Origin of the sequence: Pseudomonas sp. NPDC087814 (genome assembly GCF_044742865.1) — a bacterium.
Taxonomy (GTDB): Bacteria; Pseudomonadota; Gammaproteobacteria; order Pseudomonadales; family Pseudomonadaceae; genus Aquipseudomonas.
The window spans coordinates 261,128-285,727 of sequence record NZ_JBIUVK010000001.1 but is presented as its reverse complement, the minus strand read 5'-3'; the positions used below and the strand labels follow the sequence as shown (position 1 = coordinate 285,727).

At 60.4% G+C, this 24,600-nt stretch carries 32 protein-coding genes; 9 read left to right on the top strand and 23 right to left on the bottom strand.

Annotated features, from left to right (window positions below):
• Nucleotides 1-144: 144 nt before the first annotated feature.
• The gene (locus tag ACIOMR_RS01405) at nt 145-864 is read right to left on the bottom strand and encodes a tellurite resistance TerB family protein (protein WP_087693913.1); all 720 of its coding nucleotides are present in this window, start codon (nt 862-864) and stop codon (nt 145-147) included.
• Nucleotides 865-988: 124 nt separating this feature from the next.
• Here ACIOMR_RS01405 and ACIOMR_RS01400 point away from each other — a divergent pair, with 124 nt between their 5' ends.
• On the top strand, nt 989-1,516 hold the full coding sequence (locus ACIOMR_RS01400; RefSeq protein ID WP_401191773.1) for a DinB family protein: 528 nt from the start codon (nt 989-991) through the stop codon (nt 1,514-1,516).
• 1 nt (nt 1,517) lies between these two features.
• On the opposite strand, the gene ACIOMR_RS01395 is transcribed toward ACIOMR_RS01400, so the two are convergent.
• Both ACIOMR_RS01395 and ACIOMR_RS01390 read right to left on the bottom strand, forming a co-directional pair.
• Entirely contained in the window at nt 1,518-1,973 is a 456-nt protein-coding gene (locus ACIOMR_RS01395) for a GFA family protein (protein ID WP_003207766.1), read from the bottom strand.
• A 79-nt stretch (nt 1,974-2,052) separates the two neighbouring features.
• Nucleotides 2,053-2,892, bottom strand: a complete 840-nt coding sequence (locus tag ACIOMR_RS01390) for an SDR family oxidoreductase (RefSeq protein WP_177008536.1) — start codon at nt 2,890-2,892, stop codon at nt 2,053-2,055.
• Between the two features lie 100 nt (nt 2,893-2,992).
• Here ACIOMR_RS01390 and ACIOMR_RS01385 point away from each other — a divergent pair, with 100 nt between their 5' ends.
• Nucleotides 2,993-3,958, top strand: a complete 966-nt coding sequence (locus tag ACIOMR_RS01385; protein WP_102368998.1) for an AraC family transcriptional regulator — start codon at nt 2,993-2,995, stop codon at nt 3,956-3,958.
• Between the two features lie 99 nt (nt 3,959-4,057).
• Complete coding sequence (locus ACIOMR_RS01380; protein WP_003207761.1) at nt 4,058-4,342, top strand: hypothetical protein; 285 nt, start codon at nt 4,058-4,060, stop codon at nt 4,340-4,342.
• A 1-nt stretch (nt 4,343) separates the two neighbouring features.
• On the opposite strand, the gene ACIOMR_RS01375 is transcribed toward ACIOMR_RS01380, so the two are convergent.
• The 10 genes from ACIOMR_RS01375 to deoR all read right to left on the bottom strand — a co-directional run bounded on the left by ACIOMR_RS01375 (nt 4,344) and on the right by deoR (nt 14,286).
• Nucleotides 4,344-4,979 carry a LysE family translocator gene (locus ACIOMR_RS01375; RefSeq protein WP_087693918.1) on the bottom strand — a complete coding sequence of 212 codons (636 nt, stop codon included), beginning with the start codon at nt 4,977-4,979 and terminating at the stop codon, nt 4,344-4,346.
• 208 nt (nt 4,980-5,187) lie between these two features.
• The gene (locus ACIOMR_RS01370) at nt 5,188-5,379 is read right to left on the bottom strand and encodes a hypothetical protein (protein ID WP_023658809.1); all 192 of its coding nucleotides are present in this window, start codon (nt 5,377-5,379) and stop codon (nt 5,188-5,190) included.
• 87 nt (nt 5,380-5,466) lie between these two features.
• The gene (locus ACIOMR_RS01365; protein ID WP_401191766.1) at nt 5,467-6,150 is read right to left on the bottom strand and encodes an HAD-IA family hydrolase; all 684 of its coding nucleotides are present in this window, start codon (nt 6,148-6,150) and stop codon (nt 5,467-5,469) included.
• Between the two features lie 10 nt (nt 6,151-6,160).
• The gene (locus ACIOMR_RS01360; RefSeq protein WP_003207754.1) at nt 6,161-7,189 is read right to left on the bottom strand and encodes an ABC transporter permease; all 1,029 of its coding nucleotides are present in this window, start codon (nt 7,187-7,189) and stop codon (nt 6,161-6,163) included.
• Complete coding sequence (locus ACIOMR_RS01355; RefSeq protein WP_003207752.1) at nt 7,186-8,682, bottom strand: sugar ABC transporter ATP-binding protein; 1,497 nt, start codon at nt 8,680-8,682, stop codon at nt 7,186-7,188. The genes ACIOMR_RS01360 and ACIOMR_RS01355 overlap by 4 nt, the downstream gene beginning before the upstream one ends.
• Nucleotides 8,675-9,661 (bottom strand): sugar-binding transcriptional regulator, encoded by a 987-nt coding sequence (locus tag ACIOMR_RS01350; RefSeq protein ID WP_003207750.1) that lies wholly within the window; start codon nt 9,659-9,661, stop codon nt 8,675-8,677. Before ACIOMR_RS01350 ends, ACIOMR_RS01355 begins: the two co-directional genes overlap by 8 nt.
• The gene (locus tag ACIOMR_RS01345; RefSeq protein ID WP_177023101.1) at nt 9,658-11,178 is read right to left on the bottom strand and encodes a ribulokinase; all 1,521 of its coding nucleotides are present in this window, start codon (nt 11,176-11,178) and stop codon (nt 9,658-9,660) included. The genes ACIOMR_RS01350 and ACIOMR_RS01345 overlap by 4 nt, the downstream gene beginning before the upstream one ends.
• Nucleotides 11,179-11,271: 93 nt before the next feature.
• Nucleotides 11,272-12,288 carry a galactitol-1-phosphate 5-dehydrogenase gene (locus ACIOMR_RS01340; protein ID WP_023658808.1) on the bottom strand — a complete coding sequence of 339 codons (1,017 nt, stop codon included), beginning with the start codon at nt 12,286-12,288 and terminating at the stop codon, nt 11,272-11,274.
• Between the two features lie 93 nt (nt 12,289-12,381).
• Nucleotides 12,382-13,356, bottom strand: coding sequence for a substrate-binding domain-containing protein (locus tag ACIOMR_RS01335; protein WP_003207745.1), 975 nt, complete (start codon nt 13,354-13,356; stop codon nt 12,382-12,384).
• Nucleotides 13,357-13,527: 171 nt separating this feature from the next.
• Nucleotides 13,528-14,286, bottom strand: a complete 759-nt coding sequence (deoR, locus tag ACIOMR_RS01330; RefSeq protein ID WP_008435058.1) for a DNA-binding transcriptional repressor DeoR — start codon at nt 14,284-14,286, stop codon at nt 13,528-13,530.
• A 143-nt stretch (nt 14,287-14,429) separates the two neighbouring features.
• Here deoR and deoC point away from each other — a divergent pair, with 143 nt between their 5' ends.
• Nucleotides 14,430-15,110 carry a deoxyribose-phosphate aldolase gene (gene deoC / locus ACIOMR_RS01325; protein WP_177117017.1) on the top strand — a complete coding sequence of 227 codons (681 nt, stop codon included), beginning with the start codon at nt 14,430-14,432 and terminating at the stop codon, nt 15,108-15,110.
• Between the two features lie 138 nt (nt 15,111-15,248).
• Here deoC and ACIOMR_RS01320 read toward each other — a convergent pair whose 3' ends face one another.
• From ACIOMR_RS01320 to arr, 5 genes are all read right to left on the bottom strand, one after another.
• Entirely contained in the window at nt 15,249-15,650 is a 402-nt protein-coding gene (locus ACIOMR_RS01320; protein WP_003207740.1) for a TonB family protein, read from the bottom strand.
• A 132-nt stretch (nt 15,651-15,782) separates the two neighbouring features.
• Nucleotides 15,783-16,205 (bottom strand): hypothetical protein, encoded by a 423-nt coding sequence (locus ACIOMR_RS01315; protein ID WP_003207738.1) that lies wholly within the window; start codon nt 16,203-16,205, stop codon nt 15,783-15,785.
• Nucleotides 16,206-16,309: 104 nt separating this feature from the next.
• The gene (locus tag ACIOMR_RS01310; protein ID WP_008435061.1) at nt 16,310-16,678 is read right to left on the bottom strand and encodes a VOC family protein; all 369 of its coding nucleotides are present in this window, start codon (nt 16,676-16,678) and stop codon (nt 16,310-16,312) included.
• Between the two features lie 48 nt (nt 16,679-16,726).
• Nucleotides 16,727-16,933, bottom strand: coding sequence for a DUF1737 domain-containing protein (locus ACIOMR_RS01305; protein ID WP_003207731.1), 207 nt, complete (start codon nt 16,931-16,933; stop codon nt 16,727-16,729).
• Nucleotides 16,934-17,004: 71 nt separating this feature from the next.
• On the bottom strand, nt 17,005-17,421 hold the full coding sequence (arr, locus tag ACIOMR_RS01300; RefSeq protein WP_023658807.1) for an NAD(+)--rifampin ADP-ribosyltransferase: 417 nt from the start codon (nt 17,419-17,421) through the stop codon (nt 17,005-17,007).
• Nucleotides 17,422-17,513: 92 nt separating this feature from the next.
• Here arr and ACIOMR_RS01295 point away from each other — a divergent pair, with 92 nt between their 5' ends.
• Nucleotides 17,514-17,972: a GNAT family N-acetyltransferase gene (locus tag ACIOMR_RS01295; RefSeq protein ID WP_003207728.1), complete on the top strand. Its 459-nt coding sequence runs from the start codon at nt 17,514-17,516 to the stop codon at nt 17,970-17,972.
• Between the two features lie 51 nt (nt 17,973-18,023).
• Here ACIOMR_RS01295 and ACIOMR_RS01290 read toward each other — a convergent pair whose 3' ends face one another.
• Both ACIOMR_RS01290 and ACIOMR_RS01285 read right to left on the bottom strand, forming a co-directional pair.
• The gene (locus ACIOMR_RS01290) at nt 18,024-18,341 is read right to left on the bottom strand and encodes a hypothetical protein (RefSeq protein ID WP_032899360.1); all 318 of its coding nucleotides are present in this window, start codon (nt 18,339-18,341) and stop codon (nt 18,024-18,026) included.
• A 5-nt stretch (nt 18,342-18,346) separates the two neighbouring features.
• Nucleotides 18,347-18,508: a hypothetical protein gene (locus ACIOMR_RS01285; RefSeq protein ID WP_023658806.1), complete on the bottom strand. Its 162-nt coding sequence runs from the start codon at nt 18,506-18,508 to the stop codon at nt 18,347-18,349.
• A 354-nt stretch (nt 18,509-18,862) separates the two neighbouring features.
• Between ACIOMR_RS01285 and xth the strand changes: the two genes are divergently transcribed.
• On the top strand, nt 18,863-19,681 hold the full coding sequence (xth, locus tag ACIOMR_RS01280; protein ID WP_102368989.1) for an exodeoxyribonuclease III: 819 nt from the start codon (nt 18,863-18,865) through the stop codon (nt 19,679-19,681).
• Nucleotides 19,682-19,754: 73 nt separating this feature from the next.
• Here the strand turns inward: xth and ACIOMR_RS01275 are convergent, their stop codons facing one another.
• Nucleotides 19,755-20,783: an alpha/beta fold hydrolase gene (locus ACIOMR_RS01275; protein ID WP_177028276.1), complete on the bottom strand. Its 1,029-nt coding sequence runs from the start codon at nt 20,781-20,783 to the stop codon at nt 19,755-19,757.
• Between the two features lie 436 nt (nt 20,784-21,219).
• Here ACIOMR_RS01275 and ACIOMR_RS01270 point away from each other — a divergent pair, with 436 nt between their 5' ends.
• Both ACIOMR_RS01270 and ACIOMR_RS01265 read left to right on the top strand, forming a co-directional pair.
• Nucleotides 21,220-22,047 (top strand): hypothetical protein, encoded by an 828-nt coding sequence (locus ACIOMR_RS01270; protein WP_214498848.1) that lies wholly within the window; start codon nt 21,220-21,222, stop codon nt 22,045-22,047.
• Nucleotides 22,048-22,305: 258 nt separating this feature from the next.
• On the top strand, nt 22,306-22,629 hold the full coding sequence (locus tag ACIOMR_RS01265) for a MoaF-related domain-containing protein (RefSeq protein WP_177028274.1): 324 nt from the start codon (nt 22,306-22,308) through the stop codon (nt 22,627-22,629).
• Between the two features lie 85 nt (nt 22,630-22,714).
• Here the strand turns inward: ACIOMR_RS01265 and ACIOMR_RS01260 are convergent, their stop codons facing one another.
• Together ACIOMR_RS01260 and ACIOMR_RS01255 are read right to left on the bottom strand one after the other, a co-directional pair.
• Nucleotides 22,715-23,203, bottom strand: coding sequence for a DUF2846 domain-containing protein (locus tag ACIOMR_RS01260; RefSeq protein WP_214498849.1), 489 nt, complete (start codon nt 23,201-23,203; stop codon nt 22,715-22,717).
• A 443-nt stretch (nt 23,204-23,646) separates the two neighbouring features.
• The gene (locus ACIOMR_RS01255) at nt 23,647-24,102 is read right to left on the bottom strand and encodes a hypothetical protein (protein ID WP_003207714.1); all 456 of its coding nucleotides are present in this window, start codon (nt 24,100-24,102) and stop codon (nt 23,647-23,649) included.
• A 77-nt stretch (nt 24,103-24,179) separates the two neighbouring features.
• Between ACIOMR_RS01255 and ACIOMR_RS01250 the strand changes: the two genes are divergently transcribed.
• The gene (locus tag ACIOMR_RS01250; RefSeq protein WP_401191906.1) at nt 24,180-24,386 is read left to right on the top strand and encodes a hypothetical protein; all 207 of its coding nucleotides are present in this window, start codon (nt 24,180-24,182) and stop codon (nt 24,384-24,386) included.
• The last annotated feature ends 214 nt before the right edge of the window (nt 24,387-24,600 follow it).

The window sequence follows — 24,600 nt, the reverse complement described above, 5'->3', positions numbered from 1 at the left end:
TGTGTGGTGGTGGGTGGGTGTGGGGTTGGGGGTGGGTGGTGGGTGGGTGTGGGGTTGGGGGGGGGGGGGGGGGGGGGGGGCCCCCCCCCCCCCCCCCCACAGCAAGCTCCCTCGCCACAGGCTTGGTATGACCGTAATAGCGATTTAAACCTGCCCCTTGGCCTGCTGCTCCAGGTGCACCTGCAACGCAGGATCAATCTTCAACTGCGCCGCCAGCTCATCCAGATAATTGCGCTCCGCGTCCCGCTGGTCATCCACCAGCAGCACACTGACCAGGTACACCTCCGACGCCACCGCCGGGTCGCCGGCAAACTCGGCAAAATCCGCCGCATTCAACGGTTTGGCCACCTCGGCATCCAGCCACGCCTGCAATTGCGGATCATCGGTGTGCTTGCCGATCTCGGCCGAGATCATCTGCTGCTCCCGCTCATCAATCTCGCCATCCGCCTTGGCTGCCGCGATCAATGCACGCAGCACGGCGTGGCTGTGTTCTTCGACCTGCGCGCCAGACAACTGGTCAACCGTCTGCAACGCCTGCTGCGGCGCCGACGCCTGTTGCCGCTGCCAGGCCTGATACGCCTGGAACGCCATCATCCCCAACGACGCCAGCGCCGCGTAGTTGGTGCCGCCGGTGCGCCCCTGAGGCGCCGCACGGGTTCCGCCGAGCATGCCGCCCAGGCCACCGAGCAAGCCACCAAGGCCGCCACCGCCGGAAGCCGAAGCAGCGCTGCCGCCCAGCAAACCGCCAAGCAAGCCGCCCAAACCACCGAGCCCGCCCTGAGACCCGGGTGCAGCGCCGCCCTGCTGGCTGGACGAGGCCTGGCCCGCCCGCAGCAATTGTTCCAGTAGATCGCCGGTATTCATGGTGTCACCCTCCCAGGGCGCAGAGTTCCAGATCAACAACAATAGCTGCGCTGCGCGAGAACACCATGACCGCCCGGCAGGCTCGCTTTATCATGGCGCCATCGCACCCGGAGGAAGCCCCGAGATGACCCGTACCGAGCATATCGCCCTGATGGCGACCTACAACCAGTGGATGAACCGCAAGGTGTACAACGCTGCCAATGGCCTGAGCGACGAGGAGCTGATTGCCGACCGTGGCGCGTTCTTCGGATCGATCCTTGGCACGCTGAACCACCTCGCCCTGGGTGATCGCGTCTGGCTCAAGCGTTTCGCCGAGCATCCGGCAGGCTTTCCCGCGCTGGCACCGCTAAGCGCTTTGGCGTTGCCGCCACGCCTGAATCAACTGGCCTTCGCCGATATCCGTGAACTGTCGGCCCATCGCGCCTGGCTCGACCAGCTCATCATCGACTGGGTGCAATCCATCAGCGAGCCGGACCTGGATCAGCCCCTGCAGTACCACAACATGGCGGGCACGCCCATGAACAAGAATTTTCATGCACTGCTCGTGCACTTCTTCAATCACCAGACCCACCACCGGGGCCAGGTGACAACGCTGCTGACCCAGGCCGGGCGCGACGTGGGCGACACCGACCTGCTGGCGCTGATGGACTAGGTCAACCGCCGCTGTACTCGGCGTACGCCTGTATCAGCGCGGGGAAATTCTCCCTCTCCGGGAGCTGCGCAAAGCTGTGCTGCGCCGGGGTAGTCGCCCACGGCAGCTTTTCACTGGTCCAGGTTTCAATGAATGGCACATAACCGCTGGCGTCATCCAGCATGGTGGGACGCAGGTTGATCAGATCTTCCACGCCATTGGGGCGGGAAAACATCCAACTCATGCAGTGGGGGCAGCAGTAGTGGCGGTCTACGCCATGCAACCCGCCGATCACCGGGTTGCCCTGGGTGATGGTGAATCCGTGGCTGGGGATCAGCGCGCTCAGCGAGAACGCGCTGGATGACATCTTCTGGCACCCGGTGCAGTGGCACGCCATGGTGATCAATGGTTTTTCGGTCACGGTAAAACGCACCCGGTCACAACGGCAGCCGCCTTCCTGGGACTCTTGATTGCTCATCTTCCACTCCAGTCACATTGTGTGTGTGTGACCGGAGGATAAACGAGCGGGTGCGTCGCGAACAGCGATGCCGGTTTCGTTACGGCACAAAGAAGTCCGTCGAAAATGCCAGGTCCTTTTGCGCTTCCAGTGCTGCCAGACGGTCGCTGAGCTGCTTGTGCATCACGGTGTAGGCGTCTGGCCCCAAGGCAATGCGCTTGGGCGCAGGGTGCTGGTCGACGCTGGCAAGCATGATCGCAACCATCTTGGCCGGGTCACCCGACGACACCGTCGTGCCGCCTTCGATCATCCGCCGTGCGTGGCTGGAAGGAGAACGGTCGTAGTCTTCCAGGCGTGGCGCCAGTTGCGCGCTGCGGTAGCGAAAACCGGTGCGGGCGCTACCGGGTTCGATGAGGGTGCAGCCGATGTTGAAACAAGCCACTTCCTCGCCCAAGGCGTCGACAAAGCCTTCAATTCCCCACTTGCTCGCATGGTACAGCGAACCACCCGGGAAAACGGCCTGCCCGCCCATGGTGGACAGTTGCAGGATCCGCCCGCCACCCTGGGCCCTGAGGTGGGGCAGCGCGGCGCGCAACAGTTGAATGGAACCCAGCAGGTTGGTACCCAATTGATGCTCGATCTGCTGATCGGTCATCTCTTCTGCGGCGCCGAAAAGGCCGTAGCCTGCGTTACTGACCACCACCTCAATGGACCCCAGCGCCTTGAATGCCTGATCGACCACCCGGCGAATCGCCGGGGTATCAGTCAGATCCAACTCGGCCAGCCACAGCCTTTCGCCATGAAGCGCTCGCAGGTCCGCCATGCTCGCCAAATCCCGGACCGTGCCCGCAACGCGCTCCCCCCGTGCCAATAATTGCTCGGTCATCTCGCGTCCAAAGCCACTGTTGGCTCCGGTGATCAACCAAGTGCGTAATGTCATGATCAAACCCTCTGTAGTGACATTGGAGACCCCAGCATATTCATCCGACCTAGACGATGAATGCGCTAGACTCCAGTTTTTATAAGCAATCGTCTAAATCATGACTGATCCATTTTCCGAGTTGCTCACCTTCATGCAAGCCCGCTCCGTGATGTCCGGCGGCCTGGTGGCGGGCGGACGCTGGGCGATCGCCTTTCCACCGGCTACCCAATTGAAGTTCTGGGGCGTGTTGCGAGGGACGTGCTGGCTGAAGATCAAAGGCGAAAGCACGCCCATTGCGGTAAACGAAGGCGATGTGTTTCTACTGTCGGCCGAAAGGCCCCATGTCATGGCCAGTGACCTGAGTGCAACACCGGTGGATTTGCAACAGATCCTCGACAAGCGAGTGGGTGCCCTGGCGTATCACGGCGATGGGGATGAGTTCTTCATGATTGGCGGCAAGGTGGAACTCAGCCCTGACTCCGAACACCTGCTACGTGCAGCACTGGCGCCCTTCATCCATTTGAATGCCAGGACCCATGCGCTCGAAACACTGCATTGGTTGCTCAATCAACTGGTGCGTGAACGGGAGCATGATCGTCCGGGTGCAGCAGTGGCCTCATCGCAACTGGCGCACCTGATGTTCATCGAAATTCTGCGTTTGCATTTCGAAACCGCACCGCCGCTGTCCGGCAGTTGGCTGCGCGCCATGACCGACAAACGCCTGGCGCCGGCGCTGCGCCTTATCCATGGCGAGCCGGGCGAAACCAGGCCGTTGGAGGTACTGGCCAAGGCGTGTGCAATGTCGCGAGCCAGCTTTGCGGCCTACTTCAAGGACGTCGCCGGGGTCTCGCCGATGGCCTACCTCACCCAGTGGCGCATGCGTCTGGCAGCGCGGGCGCTGGCTGAGGGCAAACGCTCGTTGATCGAGCTCGCACTCTCGCTGGGCTACAACTCCCAGAGCGCATTCAGCCATGCCTTCAAACGTGAGATCGGGCGCTCGCCGTTGCATTACCAGCAGGCGCTACGGGTGTCGACGGAGGCGCAATACCCTCAAACGAACGCATGGAGCAGCGAACTGTCATAAAAGACAGAGCGGTGAACATCAGCCAATGGCTGCCCCGCCCTGCCCGCGCGCATCAGCAGATTACCGATGCGACGCATCCCCCAAGAAGGAGACGCTTACATGGTCATTCACTTCAAGGTCGCCGGGCATCTTGCCTGCGGTCATCACGGCAACAACCTCCCTTCCAGCACCGAGCTGAATCGGGTCAAGTGCCGTACCTGCCGTAACACCGAAGTCTTCAAGGAAGCCCGCCGCACCCAACGCAACGCCGCTCGGCGTGCCGCGCGCAAGTCCAAAACCGCCCATGCCGCCGGTGACTGGCGCAGTGCCTGGACCCAGCGCCTGACCGACCTGCCAGGCCGTCAGCGCCTGCCACGCGGGTTCCACGGCCAGCCATTCGTTTAAGTTACGCAGCCGGGGCACGACGGTAAGCGGCCAACAGCACGCCCATCGTCATCAACAACCCACCCGCCCCACGGTTGAAATGCTGCAAATGTGCGGGCCGCAGGCGACTGAGCAAGCGTGCCCCGCATACCGCGTAGAACATCATGATGCTGACATTGAGCACGCACAGCGCCAGCAACAGGCACGCGTACTGCGGCAGTTGCGCCTGGGTGCTGTCGACAAATTGCGGCAGGAATGCCGACATGAACAACAATGCCTTGGGATTGGAAATCGCCACCAGGAAACTGCGGGTGAAAATACTCGCCGAGCGGGTGCCGCCGTCCTCACCTTCGCCCACCGATGGCAACGCCGCCTGGGGTGATCGCAACATCTGCCAGCCGATCCAGATGAGGTACGCCGAACCGATCCATTTCAGCGCCTGAAACAGCCCTTCGCTGGCCGCGAGCAGCAATCCCAGGCCACACGCCACCGCCGTTACCAGCAACGCGTCCGCCAACACCGCTCCGGCCATGCCCCAGAACGCCGCCCGCAAACCGTGGCGCGAACCGTTTTGCAGGGCCAGCAAAACCGTCGGGCCAGGTATCGCGATAATCGCGGCGCTCATCATGACGAACAGAAATAAGGTTGCCAGGGACATGACAGGTTCCTACGGGCTGATCAGCTGCGAATCATCCCACCATATCCTCTGTGTGGCGAGGGAGCTTGCTCCCGTTGGGTTGCGTAGCGGCCCCAAAATCCTGGGAGCGCTTCGCACTCCAGCGGGAGCAAGCTCCCTCGCCACCGGTCATGTATTGCTCAATTGGGTGCCAATAAAAAGCCCCGGATTGACCGAGGCTGTTGATGGCTCATGCATCATTGGCGACCGGCCTCGACCGTGCCTTGTACCCCGGTAGCGCCGCGGCATACGCCAGCGCCTGCTCACGGGAACCGAAGGATGCCAGGCGATCAGCCTTGGTACAGACGCGCCACGGGCCGCTGTTGACCTGCACGATGTCATAACCGTTGAGATGCAGCTTGTTCAGCATGGGAGTGCTCATAGTCACCTCTCTCTCCAGAGATAATCCAGGTGTTTGCCCGGTCTACCATACACCCGCTGACGACGAGGCAGCCTACCGGACGTCGAGTCAGCCGTAGGCTGGCAACCCCCATCGCGCGAGGTCAAACGCCTCCAGGCTCAGCAGTCTTCCATCCGCATGCAGGAACTTCTCCTGCGGCATCGCCGGGTCCGGGATGGCCACGGCGTACATCCCGGCCGCCTTGGCCGCAGTGATGCCAAATGGCGAATCCTCGAACACCAGGCATTCAGCGGGCGTCACTCCCAGTCGCTGGGCGGCCACCAGGAAGATATCCGGCGCCGGCTTGGCAGCGCCTACCTGAGGGTCATCGGCGGTGACGATGGCATCGAACAAGCAGAACCAGTCGCGGTGCAAGGTGGTTTTCAGTTCGAAATAGTGCCGCGACGAACTGGTACCCACCGCAATCGGCACACCGTGGGCCGACAAATGCCGCACCAGCGCCTGGGCCCCGGCCATGGCCGCCGCCTGGGGGAACCGCGCATTCATCAATGGTGTGCGTTCCTGCAAGAACGTCTCGGGGCTCATCGGCAAGCCCACGGCCTGCACGATATAGCTGGCCAGTTCATAAGCCCCCAGGCCGATGGTGTTCTGCTTCATGCTCCAGTCAAAGGTGCGGCCGTAGCGGTCGGCAATCAGTTGGGTGACTTCGGTGTAGATGCCTTCGGTGTCGAGCAGCAGGCCGTCCATGTCGAAGATCACGGCCTTGATCGGCGCGGGTAGCGGTGCATTCATCACGGTGTCCTCAGGTGCGCCCGGCGTAATGGTCGATCAAGCGGTTGAGCAAAATCGCCAGCACGATGATCACCCCGGTGATCGCCATCTGGTAGAACGAGCCCAGCCCCAGCAGGTTGAAGATATTGCGCAACACCTGCAGCAGCATCACCGCCACCGCCGTCCCTACCACGCTGCCGCGCCCGCCGAACAGGCTGGTGCCACCCAGCACCACGGCGGCAATTGCATCCAGTTCCAGCCCCTGGGCTGCGGTCGGTTGGCCGACGTGCAGGCGTGAGGTCATCAACAAGCCGGCGAATGCTGCCAGGCCGCCGCAGATGGCGAACACCGCAATCGTCACCGCCCGCACCGGCACGCCGGACAGCCGCGCAGCCTCCAGGTTGCCGCCGGTGGCCAGCACATACTCGCCAAACACCGTGTAGCGCAGCACCAGCCAGGCGATGACGGTGATCAGGATAAAGATCAGCCCCAGCACCGGAAACGCAATGCCAGCGCTGGGCCAGATGTCGATCATGGCCGAGCCGAACGAGGTGAAGCTGGCCGGCAATCCGCCAATCGGCGCACCGTCGGATGCCAGGAAGGTGGCCCCGCGCAGCGACACCAGCCCGGCCAGGGTGATGATAAAACTCGGCACCTTGCCAAACACCGTGAGGCTGCCCATCAAGGTGCCGATGGCCAGTCCCACCAGCAACGTGGCCGGCACCGCCAGCCAGCCGCTGACCTGCTGCTGCAGGAGCACCGCCACCAGGATCCCGCCGAAGGCACACAGGCTGCCCACCGACAGGTCGATATTGGCCGTAAGGATAACGAAGGTCATGCCGATGGCGATAATCCCGACAATCGCCCCCTGCTGGAACAGGTTGGCGATGTTGCCGAAGGTCAGGAAGTCGTCCGACAGGAACGTCGCCACCACCACCGCAAACAGGAAAATGAACACAAAGTTGTAGCGCATCACCCACTCCAGCACCGCACTGCGACGGCGGCTGGTGAGGGTGACGGGCTTATCGAAAACCGGGCTTGGGTTGCTTGCAATAGTCATGGTTCTACACTCGTTCTACCGATAAGGATGGCCTGGTCGATCTGGTCGCGACTGGCAGTCAAGGGGTCGAAACACAGCGCGTTGCGCCCCTCATGCATCACCCAGATGCGGTCGCAATTGACGTACAACTCGTCCAGCTCGCTGCTGGCGACCAGCACCGCCGCCCCTTCCTGCGCCAGGCTGCGGGCCAGGGCATAGAGGTCGGCCTTGGCGCCGACATCCAGGCCACGACTGGGCTCGTCCAGCAGCAACAGGCGCGCGCCGTCGATCACCCACTTGGCCATGACCACCTTCTGTTGATTGCCGCCGGAGAGCTGGCGTACCGGTTGCTCAAGGTTGTCGAGCTTGGTCTGCAAGCGCTGCAGCACCGGGCCGGCGCGGTCCTTGGCCTGGCGATGGGAAAACCAGTTCAAGTGCCGGGTGTGCACCAGGCAGGCATTGCGGTAGATGGGCGCATCCAGCAGCAGGCCTTCGGTCTTGCGGTTTTCCGGCACCAACCCGACGCCCTGGCGGATCGCCTGGCGCGAGGTTTGCGGCTGATAAGGCTGGCCAAACAGTTCAACATCGCTGTCGTTGCGCCCCACGCCAAACAAGGCTTTGAGCAACGTGCTGCGCCCTGCCCCGTTAAGCCCGGCAAGCCCGACAATTTCGCCCTGACGCACTTCCAGCCCCTGCACGTCCAGGCCCTGCTCGCCTTGCAGCCGGCGAATATTCAGCGCCAGGTTGTCCCGCGGCGCCTGACGCGGGCTGCGTTCCAGCAGGTCGCGGTGCTCGCCGACCACGGCGGCGATCAGCGCCTGGTCGTCGATCTGCGCCAGCTCGTGGGTTTGCAGGGTTCGCCCGGCACGCAGCACCGTGACCCGGTCGCCGATCTCGCGAATTTCATTCAAGCGGTGGCTGACATACAGCACCGCCACACCCGCCGCAGTGATCTCGCGAATCACCTGGAACACCCGCTTGAGTTCGGTCTCGTTCAGCGCCGCCGAAGGCTCATCCATCACCACCAGCCGGGCCTCACAGGTCAGTGCCCGGGCGATGGCCGCCAATTGCTGGTTGGCAATCGACAGGCTGCCCACCCGGTCGGAACTCGAGAAGTTGGCCCCGACCCGCAACAGTGCGGCCTTGGCCAACGCACTGCGCTTGCCCCGGGAAATAATCCCGAAGCGCTGGGGCGCATAGCCGAGCATCAGGTTCTCTTCGACGGTCATCTGCGGGATCAGGTCGAGCTCCTGATAGATCATCGCGATCCCGGCCTGGCGCGCCTGTTGCGGATTCTTCAGTTCCACCCGCCGGCCCGCCACCGACATCTCGCCGCCATCCGGGCGATGGGCGCCGGCGACGATTTTCAACAGGGTACTTTTGCCCGCGCCATTGGCACCCAGCAGGCAATGCACCTCACCGGGCCGAACGTCGAGGGAGGCATCGGTCAGCGCCACCACATTGGGCGGAAAACGCTTGCTGACATGACGGATATCCAGGGCCAACTCACTCATGATCCTGCTCCAGCAAATAGCGGGCGGTGGCCGCGTCGGTGGCCAGCACATTGACGTAGCCGGCCTTGACGCTGGCGTGGACGATGCGGTGCTTCTGCGCGCCGACGCACACGGCAATGGACCAGGCCTTGTCGCGCAAGGCGGCCAACGGCAGGCCCAGGGTGCGGGCGTCGAGTTCGGGCATCACCGGTTCACCGTCCATGCCGATAAAGCGGCCCATGATGTCGCCGACCGCGCCCAGGCGTTCCAGCTCTTCGAGCAATGGCCGGTCGATGTAACCCGACTCCATCAACACCGAATGATCAGACAACTCCCCCAGGCTGAAACACGCCACCGGCGCCTGTTGCCCGAGGCGCAATACCTGGGCGATCACCGGGTCCTGCTCCAGCGCCTCGCGGGTATGCGCATGCCCGAGAATCGCCGGCACCGGCAGCAACGTGGCCTGGCCACGGGCAGCCTGGGCGAAGCGCTCGGCGACGTTATGGCTGGACTCGCCCATCGAACGGGTATTGATCGCGCCGTTCAGCAGCACCACGTTGACCCCCTCGTTCCAGCGCGGCACCAGCCACTGGGCCATTTTGGTCAGGGTGCGGCCCCACGACACGCCGATCAGCGCCGGCATCGGCTGCAAGTTGCACAGGTAACGGGCGGCGGCCTGGGTCACCACGTTCAGCGCGGTGTCGGCATCTTCCACATCCAGCACCAATGCTTCACGCAGGCCGAAACGCCGTTGCAAGGCTACTTCCAGCTGCGGCAAGCGCGCCGAGCGGGCGACGATATCGATGCGCACCACCCCGCAATCCCGCGCCTCGCGCAGCAAGCGGCTGACTTGCCAGCGGGTCAGGCCGGTCTCCCGGGAGATATCGCTTTGGGTCTTTTCCAGGTCGTAATACAGCTTGGCCACCTGGACCATCAAGTCATCACGCTGGGAATCGGCCGACAACCGCGTGGCAAACGTTTCTTCAGGATGGGCGCTCATGCTGCCGGCCTTACGCCGAGCGTGCGGTTCGCCGGTGGCTTGCAACTGATGGGCGCGACGCTGTCGGTGGCGGCGCGATAGCGGCCCAACAGCTCGATGTATTGCTCGTGGGCGTAAGGGTCGGGCTCGATCAGCCGGCCGATGGTGGTGAAGTCGGTGGCCGCTTCCTGCAAGGTGCCGAACTCACCAAGGGCGCAGGCGGCAGCGGCGGCGGTGCCGATCAGGGTGAGGTTGTCGTGGGGCACCATTTCGAACGGCACACCGGTGGCATCCACCGTGGCCTGCAACCACAACGGGTTCTTCTGGAAACCACCGGCGGCGACCACCCGGGTGATCTCGATGCCCTCGGAGCGCCAGGTGTGAAAGATGTTCGCCGAGCCCAGGGCAATCGCTTCCACCGAGGCGCGGTACAGGTCATGCCGGTCATGGTTCAGCGACAGGCCCATGATCGCGCCGCGCATGTCCGGTGAGCGGTACGGTGTACGGTTGCCCATCCAGTAATCGAGCACCAGCAAGCCGGTGGAGCCGGGCTGCAGTTCTGCGGCCTGGCGGATCAGGCGCTGGTGCCCGGCATCGTCGAGGCCGAACATCTTTTGCGCCAGCCAGTTGAGGATCGAACCGGCGGAGACTTGCCCGCCTTCCATCAACCATTGGCCGTCGAGCAAGGCGCCGGGGTACGGGCCCCAGATGCCCGGTACGTCGATGCGTTGCGGGGTGTGCATCAGTTGCACCACCGAGGTACCACCGATAAACAACAGCTCGCCGGCGCCAGTGGTGCCGGCACTGAGCATTGCCATGTGGGCGTCGATTCCGCCCTGGGCCACCAGCGTGTCGCGGCTCAGGCCCAGATGATTGGCAGCATCGGCGCTCAATGGGCCGATCCGGCCACCAACCTTGATCACTTCCTGAGGGAGTTTTTGCGCCAGTTCAGGCACGCCCAGTTCGGCGTACAATTCCACCGGAAAACGCTGCTGCAAGGTGTCGTAATTCCACTTGCAACTGGCATTCAATTGGGAGGCGACCCAGCGCCCGGTCAACTGAAAGTTGATCCAGTCCACGGCCTCGCAAATACGCTCGGCGCGCTGGTAAACCTGAGGCTCGTGCTCGGCCAGCCACATGGCCTTGGGCACCAGCCATTCCACTGCGTCACCGCCCTGGTTCATCATCGGGTGGCTGATGTGGGCCGTGCGCGCCGACTCGGCAGCGGCGCGGCAATCCATCCATAACAACGCCGGGGCCAGGGGTTGGCCGTCCGCCTGGGCAACCACCACGGTGGAGGCTGTGGTGGCGACGCACACCGCCGCCACCTGCGGGTGCCCGGCCTGGGCCATCAACTGCCGGCAGGCCTTGCCCAGCGCCGACCACCAGTCCGCCGGCGCCTGCTCGGCCCAACCCAACTGCGGGTATTGCGTGGCATACGGCGCCTCGGCGACGTGTACCAGTTTGTGGCTGTGCAGGTCATACAAACCAGCCCGCACCCCACCTGTTCCGAAATCCAGTCCCAACAACAAGGTCATCGGTAGTTCTCCTGCGTCTTGTAACAACGCTTTTTGTTTTAAGCCCGGCAACGCACAGCGTCGTCGGGCTTGGCGACACACAGTTGACGCGGCTCAGGGACGGAAAATTACCTTGGCCGCGACTTCGCTGCGATCGGCATAGCGCTTGAACATCGCCGGCAATTCATCCAGCGGCAAGTCGTGGGTAATCATGAACTGCCACTGCAATTCACCGGAAGCCAGCTTGTCGATGGAGGCCGTCCACTCATCGCCCGGGAACGGTGCCGAGAACGAGTTCCAGGCGCCGTGCAGGGAGATTTCCTGGCGCAGGAAGTGCGAGAACGTCGCAGTGCTGAGGGCCACGTCACTGGTGGGAATGCCGATAAACACCACATGCCCGCCAGCCTTGGTCAGTTGCACGGCCTGGTTGATCGAGCTGGGATGGCCTGCCGCTTCAATCACCAGTTGGCAACGGGGCAACTCGGCATCCGCCGCGCCGCTGAGCAGGGTGTGGGTGGCGCCGGCTTCGCGGGCCATGGCGAGTTTCTCTTCGGCGATGTCGATGGCGACGATGTCCTTGGCCCCCATGATCCGCAGCCACTGGATCGCAAACAGGCCGATTGGCCCGCAACCTACGACTGCCCCGCTCTGCCCGGCCTTGAAGTCGGCTTTCCAGATCGCATGCAGGGCAATCGCCGCCGGGTCCACCAGGGACGCGGCAATCGGGTCCATGCCTTGGGGCACCTTGATCAGGTTGCTCAGGGGCACATTGACGTACTCGGCATACGCGCCGTCGCGGCGGCTGCCAAAGTAATCGTAGCGCTCCGAGCGGGACGGAAAGCCTCGGGCATATTGGTCGCTGCTGACGTCCGGGATCATCGGCGGCACTGTCACCAGTTCGCCGATGGCATAGCCTTCGACACCGCTGCCGATCTCTTCGATAAAGCCTGCGAATTCATGGCCGCAAATCAGCGGCATCACATGGGCGCCCTTGCTCAGCATGCGCGGGATATCCGAGCCGCACACGCCGCAGGCGGCGACCCGAACCAGCGCGTGGCCGGCCTTGACCGCAGGTTTTGGAACATCTTCGACCCGGATATCGCCCGGTTGGTACATGACGGCAGCTTTCACAGTGAATTCCTCTGTTGAGTGACGAGTGCGTTCGAACAGGCACCTCCCGCAAGAGGTGCCCGCAAAAATCCATAGCGTGGCGACGCAGATCCGTCAGAGCGCGCCGGGGCGGTATTCGCCGAAGGTAGAGTCATGCTTGACCTCGGCCACGTTGGCCTTGGTCACCACCTGGGTGCCGGCGTCGACAAAGTTCGGCACCGACTTGCCGGCCGCCAGGGCCCGCGCCGCCTCGATGGCGACCTCGCCCAGGTAGCGTGGGTCGTTGAGGGCGGTGGCCACGTATTGATCGCCGCTCTGGATGGCATTCAAGGCCTCGGACAAGCCGTCGATCCCGGCCACGAGGACGTCTTTCTTGCCGCTTTCGGTGAGCACTTGCAGCGCGCCCATGGCCATGTCGTCGTTATGCGCGATCACCGCCTTGAGGTCCGGGTGCGCTTGCAGCAAATCCTGCATTGCCGTGACTGCGTTGGCGCGCATGTACTCGCTGTAGGGGCCGTCGATGATCTTGAAGTCGGTGCCGGCCAAAGCGGTGTGGAAGCCCTTGCGGCGTTCTTTCATCACCGTACCGCCGGCGTCGCCCTGGATCTCGATGATCTTGCCCTTGGTCACGCCGCGCTGCTTGAGCGCGGCGAGCAGCGCCTTGCCGGACAGCTCGCCCATCTCGGCATTGTTACGGCCAATGGTGGTGGCGACCGGGGCATTGATTGCGCGGTCGACGGCAATCACCGGCACCTTGGCGCGTTTGGCGGCGTCGAGGGCCGCGCCCACGGCGTCGGGGTTCACGGCATTGATGATGAGGATGTCGACCTTACGGGTCAGCAGGTCCTGGATATCGTTGTTCTGCTTGCTGATATCGCCGTTGGCGTCGAGGAAGATCAGCTCGTCGCCGCCCTTGGCCGCTGCAGCCTTGGCGCCGTCGCGCAGTTGCACGTAGAAGGGAGATTGCAGGGTGACCTGGCTGAAACCGATCTTCAGATCCTTGGCCTGGGCGTTCAGCGCCAGCGCCGAGGCCGCGACAGCCAGTGCAAGGGCCAGCACATGAACAGGTTTACGGGCTATCTGGAGCATGGTGATTCCTATTTTTATTGTTGTCAGGATTCGGGCACGGCCTTCAGGGAGGCCGTGCTCACAAATGTGAACCGCGATCACATTTGAAAAACTATGCCTTGCTCCCGAGAGTGTCAAGGCCAATTTGTTAAATTCCGAACAAATGAAATAAAAATCACAATACTGTTTGAGTCAGATCAGCAGGATCGCCCCGCTGTCCCTGATCACCTGCTGCTGTGCCGCCTCGAGCCCGGGGTCGCTGATCACCCGCTGGAAGTCCGACAGCTCGGCAAAGTGTGCCGCACGTACTTCGTCGAACTTGCTGTGGTCGGCCACCAGCACGCAGGTCTGCGCCCGCGCCATGACCCGGCGCTTGACCTCCACTTCGTTGAGGTTGTAGCAGGTCACACCGTGGGCGGCGCTGACGCCGGCCGCGGAAATGAACGCCCACGCCACACGGATGCCATCCAGGATGCCCGCCTCGGCATGGCTCTCGAAGACCATGTTGCGCCGATGAAAGGTGCCACCGCAGAGGATGATGGTGCAGTGGGGCTTTTGCTGGAGCTTGAGCAATACGTTGAGGGAATTGCACAGCGCGGTGAACTCCAGGTCATCCGGCAACGCCTCGATTATGAACGGCGTGGTGGTGCCGCAATCGATAAACACCGTGTCGCCGGGGCGCACCAGGCTGGCGGCCAGCACGCCGATCTGACGCTTCTCGGCGACGTGGCGCTGGTCCTGTTCGGCGACCTGGTAATCGGGCTCCGGCGGCCCGCTGCGGGTTACGTGCCCGCCCAACAGGCGCAGGCCCTGTGGGCTGTCTGCCAGGTCGCGGCGCAGGGTCATTTCCGATACACCCAGCAATGCGGCCATGTCACGCAAGTGAATCGCCGACTCGCCCTGCAAGGCCTTGTGCATGGCCCGAAATCTTTCGCTTTTCTTTGAATCCACTGCGTTCCAACCCTCGTTGAATGCGAGCCCTTGATCAGGGCAGTCACAAATTCCATTTACAATGTTATTTATTTCACATTTAATGCATCCAACTTAACACAAACCGCCTTTTCCCAGCACCTCATCCTTGCAGGACACTTGCCATGCCGACTGATCCGTTGCCGCTCGCGGCCTATATCGACCACACCCTGCTGGCCGCCGATGCTTCCCAGGCGAGCATTCGCCAACTGTGCGCCGAGGCCCGCGAGCATGGCTTCAAGTCCGTGTGCGTCAACAGCGCCAACGTGCCGCTGGCCGCCGAATGCCTGCGCGACTCCGCCCCGTTGGTCTGTGCCGTCGTCGGCTTCCCCCTGGGTGCGGGCTTGAGTGCGGCCAAGGCTTATGAGGCAAAGCTTGCGATCGAGGCCGGTGCAGGCGAGATCGACATGGTGCTGAACATCGGCTGGCTGAAGGATGGCCTGCTGGACCAGGTACGCGACGATATTGCCCAGGTGCTGGCGGCCTGCGGCGCGGTACCGCTGAAAGTCATCCTCGAGACCGGCCTGCTCGATGACCAGCAGAAAACCCATGCCTGCAGCCTGTGCCGCGAGCTGAACGTGGCGTTCGTCAAGACCTCCACCGGTTTCGGCCATGGCGGCGCGACATTGGCGGATGTGCGCCTGATGCGTGGCGTGGTGGGGGCGCAGATAGGCGTGAAGGCGTCGGGCGGCGTGCGCGACCTGGCGACGGCCCAAGCGATGATCGAAGCCGGTGCTACGCGCCTGGGCAGCAGCTCCGGGATCGCCATCGTCAGCGGCGCAAAGGCGGCCGCGGGCGCCTACTGAGTTGAGTGCAGCGCTGGCGCCCTTTCACAACCCTTTCACAGTCGGGCGCCTATGGTCATCTCAGCTCCTGGTGAAAACCTTTAAGCCCGCGCTCCCCATCGCGGGCTTTTCTTTGCCCGGAATTTATCCGCAGGTCAGCTACAGCCGGCGTGGCGGTGAGCCGGCGCAGGCCACGCCCTCCAGGCAGAATACAAACGGGGCTACCACTTGAATTTCGCCTTTGAGCAGCATTGAGGGTGGAGGCGCAGGCACTGGCGACGCCGCCGGAACGAATCGCTCCACGGCGCTGACGAACAGATCCGAACCTGTATGGCTGATGACTTTGTGCCGTATCAGGTTGCCTTTGGCGTCGACCACGAATTCAACCCTGACCAGGCCGGTCAATCCTTGCAGGCGAGCTTCTTCGGGGTACGACTTGAAGTGATTGAGGTGAGTGAGCAACTGGTATTCCCATAAGCGTTGTTCTGCCAGTTGTTCCCGGGTGGGGCCGCTCGTGCAGGCACAAAGCAGTAAGACAAGTGCGATCCAGCTGTATTTCATAAACGCAGTTCCGTTGACGTTTGGTGTGCAAGGTGAGGCTAATCAAGGCTCGGTGCGTCAGCGTGTTATCCAGGTCGAACAGAATGGCCCGTGGGTACACGAATGCTTCTTGTGGAAAACCAAATCTGCCTCTCAGGCGGTGGTACTGACGATGGAACCGGTACCGCTTCCACCGTCGGAAGTCAGTGCCTGCAACAACGCCGAAGACGCAGACTGCAATGCAGCTGCCGTTGCGGCAATCTGCGCCTGGGCGGCAGCCACGGCGGCCGCTTTGGCGTCTGCGCTTTGATTGCTGGCCTGGGCCTTTTGCATGTTTTGCTGCTGCTCTTGAAGCTGCTTTTGCAACTCCGCAATCTGCTTTTTCAGCGCCTTGACGGTGTCGGACTCCTGCGACGTGGATGCCGCCTGGCCGCCACCTGCAGCGGGCGCACTTTTGGCACCCGTGTCCGGGTTGAGACTCAAGGTTCCAGAGTCTTCGGTCTTGGAGCTATCGCTGACGCTGGCCGGACTTGGGTTGGCGGGTACTGAAGCGAGACTGCTGACGTTCGTGATCATGTCAAATATCCAATTCCGGTATCGATGTTAATTGATCGGCGCTTAAGCTGATTACTTTAACCCGTTATCGACCCTACCGAACCTGGCGACAACAGCGGACCAATTCAGCGGCAAGGTCTCGAAAAGACGTTGACCAGGCTTCCATCCGGATCACGCAGCAATACCGAAGTGTTGCCCCATGGCATGACCGTCACCGGCATCACCACATCAGCCCGACCGATACGCAGCAGGACGGCCTCCACATCGTCCACTTGAAACTCCAGGATCGCCGAACGGTTGCTTGCGGCGACTGCCAGTCCATCGTTGTGAAGGCGGACCAGGCGCTCATCGGCTATGGCCAGGACGACGCCGTCGAGGTGAATTTCAGCGAACCCGTCAGCCAGGTGCCTTGGCTCGACAGTCGAGAGGTTGTGATAGAACTGAACGAGCCGTTCAAAGTGGTTGGTAACGAGACGAACAGACGAGAATTTCATCATTTGACCTGACAGGAGTGAGAGAACTCACCTTAATTCAAGCCCGCGTCAGTTCCTGACAGTAGCGTTGTTATCGGCGTTCCAAACGACAGCCTGTGCCACCACCACGTACTCGCCATTGAAGGTTGCCGCTGGCGAGCCGTAAAGCTGGTAACCCAGCGCAAGCGCTTCAGAGACCCGGTGACAGAAGGAGGCATCGTCCTTGCCTGTCAGGATCCGATAGGTAGGTAGGCCTTCAGGAGGGGAATTCTGCATGGGAGCACCTGCTGGAACAGTTAAGGAAAGCCACTTGGCGATCGGGTGACGCCGGCTTGTTCCCGATGATATCAGTCGATGATCACATCGCGCCCCTCGGCCTTCAAGCGCGCGAGGTTGTCCTTCATCTGCTGCAACCGTTCAGGCGGATGCCCGTGCCATTTCGTGACCTCCGCCACGACGCGCAAAGGGTCAGTGGAGCGATAGGAAAGCGTGGGATTGCCGGGAAACTTCTTATCCGTCACGTTGGGGTCATCCATGATTGCCCCCGTTGGCTCCACAACATAAATCCGTTCCCGCCCACTGCCGAGCGCCAGCTCAGCCCCCCAGATGGCGGCATCCAGCGTGCCCGCAAAGTAAACCCAGGACAGTGCTTTACCTTCTGTAAAGTTGGACGGGTAGCCGACGCGGATCAGATCGCCCGGCTCCAGGTCGGCCCGGGTACCGTGAAAGAACTGACGGATGAACATGCCAGCGGTATTTGACATGGGCTCGTTGCTCCGTGGATGAATGTTATGTTTGGATGCGAATGCCCCCATCGGCTGGGTTCCTCTATACCACCGCACCTCAGGAAACCGTTGTGACGAATCTGACCATACGACGCGCCAGTATCGACGACTTGCCTTTCATTGTTTTGCTGCTGGCAAATGACTCCCTGGGGGCTGTTCGAGAAGATAGCAGTCTTCCGCTTCAGAGTTCCTACACACGAGCGTTTGAGGCCATCGACGCAGACCCGAACCAGTTTCTTGCCGTCGCTGTGGCTGATGAAGAGGTGGTCGGTACTCTCCAACTTTCTTTCATTCCGAATATTTCTCATCGGGGCGCATGGCGAGCTCAAATCGAAGCCGTCCGCGTGCACGAGCGAATGCGTGGGAGCGGATTGGGCCGGCAATTCTTCGAATGGTCGTTTGAGCAAGCACGTCAGCGCCACTGCCAACTGATCCAGCTTACCTGTGATCGTACGCGGCCAGATGCTCATAGGTTTTATGAGTCCCTGGGGTTCTTGCCAACCCACACAGGCTTCAAGATGAAGCTGTGACCATTTGAGGCGAGCTGGCCCGGCGTTTGATTGCCGGGCCAGAGGGCGGAGTCAAAGCAATACAGTAGCAAGCATGCCCAAGGCGCCGAGGACAAACCCGATCAGTGCGCCACGCCCTGGTGCTTCATGGAACAGCGCCCAGACCACCACGGGCTCAAGCAGCAACAGGGAGGTGACTGAGACCACGGTGACGACCCAGATATCACCGACCGCCACGTACCCCAGCCAATACGCACCCAACAGGCAAAGCCCGGCAAAACACATCAGCACAACGGGAAGGACGAACGCCTCCCATGAACCATGCCCTGTCTGGGCAAGCCTGGCGGTTACCACCTCGCTGTAGATTGCACAAAACTCCCCCACCACCATCAACCCTAGAGCAGAAACTCCGAGTAGTTCTTTGGACATATCAAAAACTCCTTCGTATTCAACGCAATATTTTTCAGCTCCCAGCGAGCAATGCCGCTGCCCAGGAGCGTGATGCAGTGATACGAAGCAGCCTTGAACAGGCCTGAATTACCGAAGTGCTTTTCCATGCTCATGTCCTTCAAAGGGTGAGTCTCAGCGCCCGGAAAAGGGCGCTCGCTGCGATCATACGTTCCGACAGCCCGCCTGAACAACCTGCCCCCTCTCGGTCTGCCGCGAAGTGCTTCTGCAGGATCAGTGAGCGTTGAACCAGTCGGGGGCACAACCGGAAAATGACACCAATGGTCGTTTCAAAAACAGGTTCCGGTCGTAATGTCAGTGAGCAAAAGCAGGCTTGCTGTAGTCGAAAAGAGGCTTTGCGACTAAACCGGTATAGGGGACATCGCCAAATGAGCAAGGGTAGGCCCCCTACCCCCACGGTGGCCGAACACCCGGCGCACCCGGCACATTGAAGGACCGACGCCATGCAGAACCTCAAGATCGCGACATTCAATGTCAACGGCATAAAGACGCGACTGCCCAACCTTCTGCAGTGGCTGGAAAAGGAGCGCCCGGACATCGTCTGCCTGCAGGAACTGAAGGCGCAAGACAACGCGTTCCCCGCTGGAGAACTTGAGGCGGCGGGCTATGGCTCATTGCACCATGGCCAGGCTTCCTGGAACGGAGTGGCAATTCTCGCGCGGGATTCCGAACCCCTTTTGATCCATAAGGGCTTGCCGGGAGCCAAGGACGACTCGCAGTCTCGATACCTGGAAGCGGCTGTCCATGGCGTGATTGTCGGATGCCTGTACCTGCCCAACGGCAACCCTCAACCCGGGCCAAAATTTGATTACAAGCTCGCGTGGTTCGAGCACCTGATCTCCCACGCTGCAACACTGCAGGCCAGCGAACATCCGGTGGTCCTCGCGGGTGACTACAACGTGGTGCCCACCGACCTGGACATCTACAACACCCGCTCATGGCTCAAGGATGCCCTCCTCCAGCCAGAAAGCCGTGAGTGCTTTCAAAGGTTGCTTTCCCAGGGCTGGATCGACTCGCTGAGGCACCTGTACCCGGAAGAGCGGGTGTACACGTTTTGGGATTATTTCCGTCAGCATTGGCAGAAGAATTCCGGGCTGCGCATCGACCATCTGCTGCTCAACCCGGTACTCGCCCCGTACCTGAAAAACGTCGGCGTAGATGCATGGGTACGGGGTGAAGAGCATGCCAGTGATCATGCGCCGACGTGGATCGAGATCTCATCACGGCAAACCCGGTCAAGAAAGAAGCCAAAACGCAGTTGATCACAAGCCACGACGCAGACTATCGGCACGCGTGCCGGTCCCCGACTCACCCATCCCAAGGTGTGATCCGGGCTTACTGATGGGGCACGAATTTCGCGAGCATCAGCCAGCGACTTATGGCCGCAACGAGTTCAGTCTTGCACTCCACCGGCAGCCAATGCCCGCCAGGCAGGCTCGTCACTGTGAGGTCTGCGCAGGCCGCGCGCATTGGATCGCCCAACTGATTGCCGTTGATGGTATTCATCGGGTCGTAATCACCGTTCACAAACAGGACGGGCATGGACAGGCGGCCGCCATTGGGTGCGCGATGGGCGTATTCGATGTTGGCATCGTCGTTCAGATACCACGCGCAGGGCGTGCGGAAACCATGCTCCTCGAACGTGCGCACCAGTGCCGCGAAGTCCTTCTCGGGCCAGAGCGCCGAGTCTGGTGGGGTCGGGGGAGCTCGGTGCGCTTCGCCAAACCGCCCGCCTTTGCGGGTCACTTCGGCATTGGAGGCGACCCTGGCGATGCTTGCAGGGTCGCCTCTTCGATAAATCGACGCCAGCGATGCTGCTTTGTCCGCGTCAAGATCAGCCACGGCGGACGCAAAATGCGTGTTGTAGTAGCGGTAATAGTCCCATTGGCCGTCTGGATACTGGTCGACCGGGTAAATCCCTCGGTCAACCAGCGGTATGAGCGTCGCCAGCGCGTTCGTGGAAGGAAAGTACGGAACCGAAACCAGCACAACGCCGCGGCTGCGCCAAGGTTCATGGGCGACCAGTTCACCGGCCACGACGCTGCCCCAATCGTGGCCCACCCAGATGGCGGGCGTTCCACCGAGATGGTCATGCAGCTCCGTCATGTCTGCCACGATGTTTTCAATCGTGTACGCATTGATCGCGGCCGGCGCCGAAGAGCCGCCATAGCCGCGCATATCGGGTGCGACGCAGTGCCAGCCTTGGGCAGCGAACGCTTCCATCTGTGCACGCCAGATCAAACCGAGTTCGGGCCAACCATGCAGGAACATCATCAATGCCCCATCGGCAGGTCCCGACTCCAGATAATGCGTTGTGTGACGGGGCGTACTGAAGATGCGCGAAGTCAGCTTGAAAGTGGACATAGGATCTCCTCATGTCATACCGGCGCGATGTTTCACTGTAGGTCACCTCGAGTGCGTGAGCACCACTGCCCGCGTATTTTCAGGTAGCACTTATCCTGGGATCGGGACCAAAAGAACTGAAGCAACCACACGTCAATCAACGTTGTAGAAAATTTGAATTAGCCAGTTGCCCCGCCGGTCAAGAATTATGAACGCAGTAAATCTGACGAGGTAACAGCAATGACTATCCAGGCAGAGACACTCGTACAACTGACCGAAGCCCTGCAAGAGCGAGGCATGCATCTGGTTTCAGATGTTCACTTCACCCGCGCGCCCTATCGGCAGAATCACCTCTGGGTCTGCACTGTGGCGTAACGATCCCTTATGATGCTTGCCTGCCAGAAGTTCGCCAACCGCGACAGATGGATCAATGCGAACACTCTTATGGATAAGCCCGATGCGGATCAACGTTCTGACAATTTCCCTGGCCACCTTGATGATGACCGGGTGTGCCAACCATGGCGCCAAGCCTTCGACGCACGCGCTGGCGACTCAAGATAACGTAGTTGGCATCTGGGCCATGGTTCCTCTGCGCAACGGAATTGCCAACGTGGTCGAATACAGCGCTGATGCCAAAGCCACATTGCATCCATTCAACTGCGCTGAACCCGGGAAGCACCAGGAAAAGGAAGTGAGCGACTTCAAGGTGTCCGACGATGGAAAGGTCATCCATCTCAAATCACCTTCAGACAACTTCGACCTGAAGGTCCTGGCATTCGACCCGCAGACCATGACGCTGAGCATGGATGTTTCGGATACGAGCCTGACCTTCAACTACGTAAAAGTCAGTAACGTCGCACCGCTGTGTGCCCTTTATCCAAACGCCGCCGCTGAAGCTGCGCGCAAAACCCCTTTCAAGGCCAGTGATTTTGTAGCGGATCCCGGGATACCAGCCCACTCCGGTATGGAGCGATATATTGGCAAGTGGGCAAATGACAAAGGTGAGCTGGAGGTAGAAGTCATCATGGGTCCCAACGGCAGTGCCTACCTCTACATGGCTTCCAGCAAAAACTGGCACTTCCTGTACAACGAGGTGCATTGGGTAGGCGACGAACTGCATTTTGAAAGCTATGCCTATTCAGACCTTCCCTCTCTTTACAGCCACCCTTTCCATAAATCCAAGACCCACAGCATTCTTCAGCCGAGCGGCGACGGAGGATTACGTTATTCGATCTTTATCGAGAAGCGTCGGTACGAATTTCTATTGAGCCGGGCGAAGAACTGAGGTTGAGGCAGCGCAGTACTGTTGCGATGACCGGGCGGTGCATCTGCAACAGAGAAAATCAGCGGCGATTCAGTGCGCATGAGGTCAACGCAGGATTACTAACACGAAGCAAGACCGAATAGGCGCGTCGTTAGAGGATATCGAAAGCCCTTGAATTCGTCTCTTTAGGTCAAATATGTTTTGTGTTTACCTCCCTGTTTAGAGAGCACTGGGCAGGCCCATGATGCGCGATCACCAATCTCTGGAAGATCCTGCCTCATGTCGACTTCAGCAACCAAACCTCCATTCGCCGGCAAAACGTTTGAAGTGCGTTACAACGGTTTAACCGCGCTCAACATTTATGCTGAGGATGGCCAAAGTCTCAGCTATGAAATCATCGGCGGCGATCTCAAGGGCGCTAAAGGAAAGGTCAACTACGAATGGAAGGCTATCTCACCAACTGCTTTCGTGATTACCTGGCAAGAAGCTGATGGTTCGACCGTAGTTCACATCGACGACTTTGCGGCCGAGACTTCGCTCTCTTTCTACACAACCCCCACCCTCGAGCTGTACCGCCTTGAAGGCTCGCTGACTAAGGTGTAGAAACCGATAATCGAATTCCGTTACACATTAGTCGCCCGCCAAAGTGCGGGCCCATCCGCTTACCTAGATATCGCCCGCCGTCGGGCTAGATCGCCTCAACCTTTCTACATTGAGAAATCTCGGGCAATGCCTGATCTGCAGACACTTTATTGAGCTGCCACTGCAGGTCAACAGCGACGGCATTGAATCGTTTTGCCTGCACTCTCGTGCTATTGGATGTGAGGCTAACGTAGGAGGCATCTGAGCGTTTAACATCGACGACAGTGGTCGTGGTACCGCCCTCAAGATCGGAATTGCCCAAGATTCCGGCCTTCCATTTCTGGGTGATCGTGTGCTCACCTGGCGCAACAGGCACGGCTACATAACCGCCGTTCTCTAGAGATGCTATCTGCTTTCCGTCCAAAGAAATCAAGGCGGTCATTAGGCCCATATCGTAATTACTGGGCCGGTAGACATAGAGAACACCATATTGAGAATCCACGTTTTCAAGTGGCGTGAATTTTGGCCCTGTCATCGTGCAGGAGCTGAGGAGCCCCAACCAGAGAAATGCTGAAATCTTCCATGCTCGTGTCATAACCGCTCCATTCTGATTAAGCCCTTGATGATCAACACTGCCGTTCCCTCAATCACTCATGCTATTCGGCCTTTATCCATTCGATTATAAAGAAACGATCCAGGCAAACCTGGCACAGAACCAGCCAGATCAAGAGGCAAATAAGTAACGTTACTTGAGCGAACCGATACAAGCCTATGCCGGCTTCCTCGGGCGCAGATTCGGGTATGCCGTCTGCGTGGTGGTCAATGCGAAAGTATCTACGGGGGCTATGACAGACAAGTGCTATGAATGTTCCTGCCTCGCGGCGACAACTAGCGACAAACTACCAATCCTGCGCGAAACAACACCATGGCTAGAATGAAGTGTGAGAGGCTGGGCCTAAGGGTATAGCGCTCTCCTCTCAGGTGCCTTATCTAAGACCAAGAAGCCCGACTATGTGCGGGCTTTTTTTGAGATCGTATTTACTGTGGAGCGCTAGGCATTGGTAGCAGCGAGGCTTGAGGTAATGCAACAGCAGAAAGGTTTCCTGTCGCGTCTTCTGGCAATGTGTACATGGCGCCTGTCAGCGGATCTACGATCAGCATACCGATCAAACCGCCAATCAGCAGGTTCCCCCAATACCAGCCGCTCACTGTAGATTTCAGGGGAACTGTCGTCTCGGTGTAACCGTCCTTTTGGAAGGTGACTGTATAGCTTTGGCTTTGAAAGTAGCCTCGGCTCGTCTCCAAAAGTGCCGTGCCGGGCGTAACCCCCTTCAGTAGCACGCTGCCCTTGCTGTCTTTGATTACATAGTTGGCATTTGTAGGCAGGCTGTACAGCCCAACCTTTGGCTTGCTATCGCTCACGATACTCGCGCAGCCGCCCAGGAACGTCATTGCTGCAAGTAGTGTGGCTCCCGCCACCTTCCCCATCTTCATACCATCACTCCGTTGCGCCTTCATTGGCATAGCTGATGCTCAGCCGGGCGCGATTGTATCGGAATGATGGCAATTAGATATCAATTCGGTGCCCGCCCTCGGCTGAACTGGCAGCCCAGATCGCCCAGTTCCTGGCCAGCGGCGGCCAGATCGAAGAAGCGGCGCCGATCGGTTACAAGCCCAGGCCAATCGCCTACAGCTACCAAGCGCTTGGGCGTCGCTATCCACATCGTCGAGCCGTTCGACGGCGACACCGGGCCATACACCTACATGCCTCCCGGTGAGCGGCGGGCGAGGTATGCACGCATGAAAAACTCGGTGGCTAAAGATGTTCTCGATGAAATGACGAAGGATGAGCTGGTTGCCTGGATCAGGAACCAGCACTTTTTCCGCCCCATACCACCGTCGTGATGACCGAGCAGTACATCCGCAACCGCAAAGGCAAGAAAGTCTCACCAACGAAGTGATTTGCGGGCCAGTTGTTTTATTACCGACCGG

Excerpts from the sequence above, each read along its gene's own strand:
- ACIOMR_RS01260 (WP_214498849.1), bottom strand. The coding sequence starts at position 23,203 with ATGACACGAGCATGGAAGATTTCAGCATTTCTCTGGTTGGGGCTCCTC.
- ACIOMR_RS01285 (WP_023658806.1), bottom strand. The coding sequence starts at position 18,508 with ATGGAAAAGCACTTCGGTAATTCAGGCCTGTTCAAGGCTGCTTCGTAT.
- ACIOMR_RS01395 (WP_003207766.1), bottom strand. The coding sequence starts at position 1,973 with ATGAGCAATCAAGAGTCCCAGGAAGGCGGCTGCCGTTGTGACCGGGTG.
- ACIOMR_RS01380 (WP_003207761.1), top strand. The coding sequence starts at position 4,058 with ATGGTCATTCACTTCAAGGTCGCCGGGCATCTTGCCTGCGGTCATCAC.
- ACIOMR_RS01320 (WP_003207740.1), bottom strand. The coding sequence starts at position 15,650 with ATGAAATACAGCTGGATCGCACTTGTCTTACTGCTTTGTGCCTGCACG.
- ACIOMR_RS01360 (WP_003207754.1), bottom strand. The coding sequence starts at position 7,189 with ATGACTATTGCAAGCAACCCAAGCCCGGTTTTCGATAAGCCCGTCACC.
- ACIOMR_RS01335 (WP_003207745.1), bottom strand. The coding sequence starts at position 13,356 with ATGCTCCAGATAGCCCGTAAACCTGTTCATGTGCTGGCCCTTGCACTG.
- ACIOMR_RS01390 (WP_177008536.1), bottom strand. The coding sequence starts at position 2,892 with ATGACATTACGCACTTGGTTGATCACCGGAGCCAACAGTGGCTTTGGA.
- ACIOMR_RS01400 (WP_401191773.1), top strand. The coding sequence starts at position 989 with ATGACCCGTACCGAGCATATCGCCCTGATGGCGACCTACAACCAGTGG.
- ACIOMR_RS01365 (WP_401191766.1), bottom strand. The coding sequence starts at position 6,150 with ATGAATGCACCGCTACCCGCGCCGATCAAGGCCGTGATCTTCGACATG.
- ACIOMR_RS01310 (WP_008435061.1), bottom strand. The coding sequence starts at position 16,678 with ATGAAATTCTCGTCTGTTCGTCTCGTTACCAACCACTTTGAACGGCTC.
- ACIOMR_RS01355 (WP_003207752.1), bottom strand. The coding sequence starts at position 8,682 with ATGAGTGAGTTGGCCCTGGATATCCGTCATGTCAGCAAGCGTTTTCCG.
- ACIOMR_RS01370 (WP_023658809.1), bottom strand. The coding sequence starts at position 5,379 with ATGAGCACTCCCATGCTGAACAAGCTGCATCTCAACGGTTATGACATC.
- ACIOMR_RS01305 (WP_003207731.1), bottom strand. The coding sequence starts at position 16,933 with ATGCAGAATTCCCCTCCTGAAGGCCTACCTACCTATCGGATCCTGACA.
- ACIOMR_RS01290 (WP_032899360.1), bottom strand. The coding sequence starts at position 18,341 with ATGGTGGTGGGGGAGTTTTGTGCAATCTACAGCGAGGTGGTAACCGCC.
- ACIOMR_RS01275 (WP_177028276.1), bottom strand. The coding sequence starts at position 20,783 with ATGTCCACTTTCAAGCTGACTTCGCGCATCTTCAGTACGCCCCGTCAC.
- ACIOMR_RS01270 (WP_214498848.1), top strand. The coding sequence starts at position 21,220 with ATGCGGATCAACGTTCTGACAATTTCCCTGGCCACCTTGATGATGACC.
- ACIOMR_RS01315 (WP_003207738.1), bottom strand. The coding sequence starts at position 16,205 with ATGATCACGAACGTCAGCAGTCTCGCTTCAGTACCCGCCAACCCAAGT.
- ACIOMR_RS01350 (WP_003207750.1), bottom strand. The coding sequence starts at position 9,661 with ATGAGCGCCCATCCTGAAGAAACGTTTGCCACGCGGTTGTCGGCCGAT.
- ACIOMR_RS01255 (WP_003207714.1), bottom strand. The coding sequence starts at position 24,102 with ATGAAGATGGGGAAGGTGGCGGGAGCCACACTACTTGCAGCAATGACG.
- deoC (WP_177117017.1), top strand. The coding sequence starts at position 14,430 with ATGCCGACTGATCCGTTGCCGCTCGCGGCCTATATCGACCACACCCTG.
- arr (WP_023658807.1), bottom strand. The coding sequence starts at position 17,421 with ATGTCAAATACCGCTGGCATGTTCATCCGTCAGTTCTTTCACGGTACC.
- ACIOMR_RS01385 (WP_102368998.1), top strand. The coding sequence starts at position 2,993 with ATGACTGATCCATTTTCCGAGTTGCTCACCTTCATGCAAGCCCGCTCC.
- ACIOMR_RS01375 (WP_087693918.1), bottom strand. The coding sequence starts at position 4,979 with ATGTCCCTGGCAACCTTATTTCTGTTCGTCATGATGAGCGCCGCGATT.
- xth (WP_102368989.1), top strand. The coding sequence starts at position 18,863 with ATGCAGAACCTCAAGATCGCGACATTCAATGTCAACGGCATAAAGACG.
- ACIOMR_RS01345 (WP_177023101.1), bottom strand. The coding sequence starts at position 11,178 with ATGACCTTGTTGTTGGGACTGGATTTCGGAACAGGTGGGGTGCGGGCT.
- ACIOMR_RS01265 (WP_177028274.1), top strand. The coding sequence starts at position 22,306 with ATGTCGACTTCAGCAACCAAACCTCCATTCGCCGGCAAAACGTTTGAA.
- ACIOMR_RS01405 (WP_087693913.1), bottom strand. The coding sequence starts at position 864 with ATGAATACCGGCGATCTACTGGAACAATTGCTGCGGGCGGGCCAGGCC.